This window comes from Succinivibrio sp. (assembly GCF_045124615.1).
Lineage (GTDB): Bacteria > Pseudomonadota > Gammaproteobacteria > Enterobacterales > Succinivibrionaceae > Succinivibrio > Succinivibrio faecicola.
Window position 1 is genome coordinate 1 of sequence record NZ_JBGVMC010000121.1, and the last position, 8,233, is coordinate 8,233.

An 8,233-nucleotide genomic window follows, 5' to 3' on the forward strand; every position below is an offset into this window, starting at 1 on the left:
TACCTTGAGAGAAACCATCAAGAGTAAATCATCGAACAGCCATAGAAACAAGCAGAAGAATAATGATAACCATAAGAGGCTTGGTTATTCTCTCAACCCCCTTTACAACACCTAGTGCCACAACTGCATATGAGAATATTACACATGCAAGTACTAAGCTGTACATAAGACTTGGAGAAGCTAAAAGATCGGTAAATCTTTTAGTTGCAGATGCTCTATCAATATTATGAGGGATCTCATTGAAGGCAAAAGACATGAAGTAGTACAGCATCCAGCCTGCTACTACAACATAAAATCCCATCAAAAAGTAGTTACCGGAAAACTGCCACCACTTGTTTACATGCCAGTAGGAGCCTTTATCCTCAAGTTTCTCATAACAGTAAGCCATAGATGATCTTGAGCGTCTTCCAATTGACAGTTCGATAGTAAGTAAAGGAATACCTATTAGTAACAGGAAGAAAAGGTACATGAGCACAAAATATGCTCCACCATACTGACCTACAATAAATGGGAATCTCCATACATTGCCGATGCCGACTGCACATCCTGAGGCAATGAGAAGAAAACCAAGTCTTGTCTTAAAGATCTCTCTTTGCATATATACTCCAATGTCGTTTATTTATATTCAATTATGCAAATTTTGCTATATAACCTTGAGCAAATAATGCAAGAACTATAACTGGCAGCACATATTTAAAATAGAAACGAAGTTTTGTGCTTATAGAAAAACCAGAACCAAGATTTGCCTCTTTGGTATAAGAATCAAAACCCCAGCCATAGTTATAGCTTGCATAAAGAACATAAACTATTGAGCCTAACTCAATAATGTTCTGTGATAATACAAAGTCATATAAATCAAGGATCACTGAATTCTCACCCATAGGTTTTATGAATGAAAGCTCATTGAATCCTAGAATTACAGGAAGAGAAAGTAGCAGAATAATTATCATGTTTACAATTACAGCCTTTACTCTTGTAGTCTTGAATATATCAAGTGAAATACCGATGATATTTTCAAAAACTGCAATTAAAGTGGAAACAGCTGCAAAGAGCATGAAGATGAATAACATTGAGCCCCAGATGTAACCAAACTGCATATTTGAGAATACTGACAGTAAAGTTACAAAGATAAGACCTGGTCCCTGTCCTGGCTGAACATCATAGCTAAAACATGCAGGAAAAATAATAAGACCTGCAAGAAGAGCCACTATGGTATCTAAAATTGCAATGGTTGTTGACTCATATGGAATAGAACGGGACTTACTCATATAAGATCCGAAGATCTGTATTGAACCTATACCAAGGCCTAAGGTAAAGAAAGCCTGACTTACAGCGGCTGACAGGATTTCATAGATAGAATCCTTTGTGAACTTTGAAAAATCAGGTTTTAAGTAGTATTCAAGACCTTTTTCAAAGCCTGGAAGGAAAAATGAGTGTACAGCAAGAAAAATTAGGAGAATAAACAGTAAAACCATTAGAGGTTTTGTGATTCTCTCAACCCCCTTTCTAAGTCCTAATGCACAGATAGAAAAAGAAAATACTGTTACAAGAACAGTACAAAGAATCATTGCACCAGGACTTGCTAACAGTTCTCCAAAATACTGACCTGACTGAGATTGAGTTAATGGCTCAACTGTAAAATCTCCTTTTAGCATTCTGTAGCTGTAGTAAAGCATCCAGCCTGTAACCATTGTATAGAATGCCATAAGCAGATAGTTACCACAGATCATGAAATACTTACATAAATACCATTTTTTATTAGGTGTCAGTGTTTCAAAAGAGCAACCGATACTCTTTCTTGAGGCACGACCGATTGCAAGTTCAATACTTACAAGAGGTATACCTAAAATAACTAGAAAAAGAAGATAGATTAGTACAAATGCAGCTCCACCATACTGACCTGTAATATAAGGAAATCTCCATACATTGCCAAGACCGATAGCACATCCTGCTGTAATTAAAAGAAAACCAAGTCTTGTTGAAAACTGTTCTCTATTCTGAGTGTTATTATTCATAGAATGCTCATTAAAAAGGCTCGCAGTATTATGTTACATACGAGCCTTCTGATTATTTTAAATTTTCAGTTATGATTACTGCTGATCCTGTTCTTGTGACTGAACGTTTTCAGCCTGCTGCTCTTCAACAGGAACTTCCTGCTCTACAATCTGTGCTGCAGCCTGTTCTGACTGAGCATTCTGCTCTTCAGTAATTGCCTTGATTGACAGACGGATACGACCAGTGTTGTCAATATCAAGAACACGAACACGAACCTCATCACCAATCTGCAGATAATCGTTGATATTTTCAACTCTTTCTTCAGTGATCTGAGAGATGTGAACAAGACCGTCACGACCAGGAAGGATGTTAACGAATGCACCAAAATCAGTGATTCTTACAACCTTACCAACATAATCCTGACCTACTTCAACCTCGATGAGTAAATCATTGATACGCTTGATTGCACCTTCTGCTGAAAGCTGTGAAGTTGCAGAAATCTTAACAGTACCATCATCCTCAATATCGATCTGGCTGTTTGTGTCAGCCTGAATTGAACGGATATTAAAGCCACCCTTACCGATGATTTCCTTAACCTTGTTAGCTGGAACCTTGATGGTTACAACTCTTGGAGCATATGGTGATAATTCCTTAACACCCTCTGGTACAGCCTTCTGCATTACGTTTAACAGATGAATTCTTGCAGCATGTGCATCAGTTAATGCATTCTGCATAATCTCACGGGTAATACCGTCTGTCTTGATATCCATCTGAAGTGCGGTAACACCATCACGAGTACCAGCTACCTTAAAGTCCATATCACCTAAGTGATCCTCATCACCCATGATATCAGTTAGAATTGCAACTCTGTCATCTTCCTTAACTAGACCCATTGCAATACCAGCTACAGGAGCCTTGATAGGTACACCAGCGTCTAATAATGACAGACAGCCTGAACATACTGAAGCCATTGATGAAGAGCCGTTTGATTCAGTAATTTCTGAAACAACACGAATTGAATATGGGAACTGCTCTAATGAAGGTAGAACAGCCTTTAGAGCTCTCTTTGCAAGACGTCCGTGACCGATTTCACGACGCTTTGGAGAACCGATTAAACCAATTTCGCCTACACAGTATGGAGGGAAGTTGTAGTGAAGAATGAATCTGTCTGTACGAACACCAGACATATCCTCAAATGTCTGAGCATCGCGCTCTGAACCTAGAGTACATGTACCGATTGACTGAGTCTCACCACGGGTGAATAAAGCTGATCCGTGAACTCTTGGAAGGATGCCGGTTGCAATGGTGATAGGACGAATCATACGTAATGAACGGCCGTCGATTCTCTTTTCACCAGACAGAATTCTTTCACGAACGATGTTGCGCTCAAGGTCAAAGAAGATCTTTGCAATCTCGTTGTCCTTTTCTGCCCACTCTTCTTTTGAAGATTTTATCTTTTCAGCAACGCTCTTTTGGATCTCTTCTAACTTATCCTGACGCTCTAACTTGTCAACGATTCTGAAAGCCTCACCTACAGCTTCAGTTGCCTCTGATTTAACAGCTTCAATTAAAGCAGTGTCCTCTTCTGGCTTTACCCAGTTCCAAACTGGACGGTTAACCTGCTTTGCGAACTCTTCAATCTCATTGATTACAGTCTGCTGCTGCTCATGACCGTACATAACAGCACCTAGCATTACTGACTCTGGCAGGCAGTTTGCCTCTGACTCTACCATCACAACAGCCTGCTTTGAACCTGAAACAACAAGGTCAAGATCTGAAACTTTCTGCTCTTTTGTCAGTGGGTTTAATACATACTGACCATCAATGTAGCCAACACGAGCTGCACCAAGAGGGCCATTCCATGGTAGACCTGAAGTCTTTAATGCAGCTGAAGCTGCAATGATAGAAATAATATCTGTTGGAATTTCAGGATTTGCTGACATAACTGTAACAACAACCTGAACCTCGTTTACGAAACCTTCTGGGAATAGTGGACGTAAAGGACGGTCAATCAGACGAGAGATTAAGGTCTCACCCTCGGTAGCTCTACCCTCACGGCGGAAGAAGCTTACTGGGATCTTACCTGCTGCGTATGAACGCTCCTGATAGTTAACTGTTAAAGGGAAGAAATCACGACCTGCAACCTCTTCTTTTCTGTTACAAACTACTGTTGCAAATACTGTAGTGTCATCCATAGAAGCCATAACGGCTGAGTCTGTTTGACGACCAATTGCACCTGTTTCTAAAGTAATTGTATGACGACCGTATTTAAAGGTGCGGATTATTGGTTTTAAATTCATTATATTTTCTCCACTACACCCACTTTTTGCCTCTTTAAGTGGGGCCTATAAAATTAGGGCGGCATTCAAGCCGCCCAGCCAGACGCTAATTATTAGCGACGGAGCTTTAACTTCTCAACGATTGCTGTATAACGAGCAACATCTGAAGTCTTTAAGTAGTCAAGCAGCTTACGACGCTGAGCAACTAAACGTAATAAACCACGGCGGCTGTGGTGATCCTTCTTGTGAGCCTCAAAGTGAGGTTGAAGGTCAGAAATTCTTGCAGTTAATAATGCAATCTGAACCTCTGGATAGCCTGTGTCCTGTGGGTTACGACCAAATTCAGCAACGATCTTTGCTTTCTGTTCTACTGTTAACATTTAAAATGCTCCTTTGTGATAATTAAACAATATGACTCTCAGACCGATCACAAACTCAGTTGAAAGCCGACTAATTTTAACATAATTTTGCTTACTTTATTATTAGATATAAAAAAAAGGTGATATAAAGAATAAAATTTCTATACAACGCACGAAATTTCAAGCAAATCATCAGTACTTTTTCTGAAGTTCCTTCTTATTTGATATTTTTCTTACTTTAGACTGTTTTTGATATTTCCACTCACTTAAAAAGTAAGAATTCCCTGTCACCACATCATTCTGTTCAATTGGCCTAACGGCAAAGCATAAAACTCTTATTTGCCAAAACTAAAATTTCCTTAAGTGTTGTCACAAATGAAACGAACTTCGATGAATTAAGAGAATTTTCTCTTTAATTTATGTACAAAAACAAGGTAATTTCCTACAAAAGGATTGCTGTCAAATAAAATATAATTCGTGCTCTCATCCAAACGGTTAAACCGTGATCTTTCACGCCCGCATAATTTATAAAAAAAAGCCTGAATGGTAATTTCTTGCACTTTTCTCATAAAAGTAAAGCTGCTTTTATTAAGACAGCTTATTGCTATCCATGTTATCCAATATTCGATGCTATCTTGATAATGGTCTCGGTAAAATAATCTGTTCCTGTTCTATTTGAATTAGATCCAGACAACAACTGATAGGCTCTTTTAATTGACTGATATCCCTGAACAAAAGGCTCCTGACAGATAACGAATTTAAAAATACCTGCTCTTACAAGCTCCACCGTTGTATAGATATCATCAAAGGCTATTCCAAAAATATCCTTTCTGCCACTTGCTATGATTGCAGAGCCAACGCCCTGAACGGCAGCTCCTGTAACATAAACACAGTTGATTTTAGGATTTTCCTTTAGGTATTTTTGAACAAGGATCTGAGCTTTTATATCTGAATCGTCAGACTCAATGGTATTTACAACACTGTAGTCACACCCAAGTCTGTCCAACTCATCTTTAAAACCAGAAATTCTCTGCTGATGTCCGCGCATTTTTTCAGAGCCGGTTACAATAAGAATATTGATATGCTCTTTTTGTTTCATTAAAGATAACAGACCTGCACAGGTTTTTCCTGCTTTTATATAGTCAGATCCTACATAACAGATCCTGCCAGAACCTTCTATGTCAGAATTTACAAGAATAACCTTTATACCTGATTTCTGGCACTCTTTAATCTTCTGAGCAATCGCTTCTGTCTGCATTGTTGCAAGACACAAAGCACTGCAACCTTTTGATACAAGCTCGTCAATTGATTTTAAATGAACATCCTCCTTGTAGCCTTGCACCTTTGTAAATACAACTTCTACACCAAGCTCTTCATATTCTCTTATAGCTTCTTCAATACCGTTTGTAACTCCATCAAAAAAGACGTTGCCTATACTTGGCAGAAGAACACCTATTTTGTAGCTTAGTTTAAAACCGGACAGTTCTCGTCCTGCTCTGTTTGGTACATATCCAAGCTCTTTTGCAAGAGCTTTGATTTTTACGGCAACCTCTTTTTTGACGTTACCTCTGTTATGCAGAACTCTATCAACTGTTCCTCTTGAAACTCCAGCGGCAAGAGCAAGGGTCTTTACAGTAACACTCATATGCAACCTTTTTTGTTATAAATTCAAACGGTATTTTTATTTATTTCAGACTCTAAGATTTTCACCTATCAGTCTGCCGGTGCTTACCTTGGATTTTCCTTCGTTTGAATCCTTATGGGCAAACAGCCATTTATTGTTATGGGTAAGATATCCTGACTCTCCACATCTGTGTAGAGCTGAAGGTCTTTGTGTATTTGTGCCTTTTGGCAACACAACCATCATTTTAAAATGCTCCTCATTATCTGCAACGCATGGTGCATAATGAAGAGTTGTTTCATAAAACAGTACAGCCTGACCTTTCTTGACTCTGAAAATCTCTACACTCTGAGAATCAATGATTCCATCCTTGACAGCTGTAGCAGGTGCTACCATTAGATAGGCATCATTTGCTGCAACATTAAGCTCACTGTTTCTATGATACTCAAGAGCATTGAGATCTTTATTATGACCGTTACAGTATCCTATTTGAATATCAAGTCCGCCAAAAACCTGATTTTTCATGATATCGACAAATTTTTCGGTCTCTAAAATCTCACTTGATGCGACATAGTCAGTACCATCTGTAAGAGGAGTCTTTTCAAGAGCACTTACAAGCTCATCTGTTGGAATATCGCTAATAACCTTGCCGTAACGCTCGAACTCAACATCAGTTACATCCTTGTATTTTCTTCTGCCACCGTCAAGTACATCACGAAGAGCTGAAAGCTTTGAGAATGCAGGTCTTAACTGAGGATATAAGAATCTGTAAACCTCATATACAGCATTGTATTTTTCAACATCCTCTGTATTTGCCTTGCAGTTGATATCTGATTTATGAACAAGCATTGAACAGGCATTTTCAACTGATGGGAATACACCTGATGCAACACCTGCAAGAATTGCAGCACCAAGAGCAGGACCTTCTTTTGAGGTGGTTGTTGTAATTGAACAGCCAAGAATGTTTGCCAGCAGATAACGCCAGAATTCAGATCTTGCACCGCCACCACAGGCAATAAGCTGTGTTGGTTTAATATCCATCTGTTTTAGCACTTCAAGATTATGACGCTGAGATAGAGTGATACCCTCTAAAAGAGCTCTTGTCATATGAGCCTTGCCATGTCTTGCACTTAATCCAAAGAATACACCACGGGCATTTGGATCTAAAACAGGTGATCTTTCACCCATTAAATATGGCAGGAAAATAAGACCATCTGATCCTAAAGGGATCTTTGATGCATTCTCTGTCATAAGATTATATACATCACGGCCAGCTTTTTGCTCTTGTTCATTTTCATAAGAGAAAAGCTCATCTCTAAGCCAGCGAAGTGAAAGTCCTGCACTTAATGTACATGACATTGCAGTCCATCCGTTCTTTACAGCAGCACAGAAGGTATGTACACGACCTAAAGGATCAATTGATGGTTTGTCAGTATGAGCAAAAATAACTCCTGAGGTACCAAGTGTGATAAATGCATCCCCTGAAGAGCATACACCTGTTCCTAAAGCAGCTGCTGCGTTATCACCTGCACCTGCTGCCACAACTGTACCTGCCTTGAGGCCTGTTAGTTTTGCAGCTTCATCACTGATATGTCCTGCAACTTCCTCTGATTCAATGATAGGTGGAAGAAGAGCCTTATCAATATTGAGTTTTTCTAAAATCTCATCAGACCACTCTCTTGCCTTAATATCTAGAAGGTTAGTACCTGATGCATCAGATACTTCCATAAAGAGCTTACCTGTAAGCTTGAATCTTACATAATCTTTAGGCAGTAAAATTGTACGGCACTTTTTGTAAACATCAGGTAAATGCTTTCTTACCCATAGAATTTTTGGAGCTGTAAATCCAGTTAGTGCTGGATTTGCATTAATCTCAATTAGTCTTTGTTTTCCAACAAGAGCTTCAATCTCATCACACTCTTCTTGTGTTCTTGAATCACACCACAAGATTGCATTGTTTAAAACATTGCCATTTTCAT

General features: G+C 39.0%; 6 protein-coding genes. All 6 read right to left on the reverse strand.

The features are described from left to right. Positions 1–28: 28 nt before the first annotated feature. Positions 29–598, reverse strand: a complete 570-nt coding sequence (locus tag ACJML3_RS03320; RefSeq protein ID WP_406020603.1) for a hypothetical protein — start codon at positions 596–598, stop codon at positions 29–31. A gap of 31 nt (positions 599–629) precedes the next feature. Further along, positions 630–2,015 carry a sodium-dependent transporter gene (locus ACJML3_RS03325; RefSeq protein ID WP_406020605.1) on the reverse strand — a complete coding sequence of 462 codons (1,386 nt, stop codon included), beginning with the start codon at positions 2,013–2,015 and terminating at the stop codon, positions 630–632. 75 nt (positions 2,016–2,090) lie between these two features. Then, positions 2,091–4,295 (reverse strand): polyribonucleotide nucleotidyltransferase, encoded by a 2,205-nt coding sequence (pnp, locus tag ACJML3_RS03330; protein ID WP_406020607.1) that lies wholly within the window; start codon positions 4,293–4,295, stop codon positions 2,091–2,093. A gap of 92 nt (positions 4,296–4,387) precedes the next feature. Next, positions 4,388–4,654, reverse strand: a complete 267-nt coding sequence (gene rpsO, locus ACJML3_RS03335) for a 30S ribosomal protein S15 (RefSeq protein ID WP_219936135.1) — start codon at positions 4,652–4,654, stop codon at positions 4,388–4,390. Positions 4,655–5,246: 592 nt separating this feature from the next. After that, positions 5,247–6,278: a LacI family DNA-binding transcriptional regulator gene (locus tag ACJML3_RS03340; protein ID WP_219936137.1), complete on the reverse strand. Its 1,032-nt coding sequence runs from the start codon at positions 6,276–6,278 to the stop codon at positions 5,247–5,249. 45 nt (positions 6,279–6,323) lie between these two features. Next, the coding region (gene xylB / locus ACJML3_RS03345; protein ID WP_406020610.1) for a xylulokinase at positions 6,324–8,233 on the reverse strand (1,910 nt) is incomplete at its 5' end.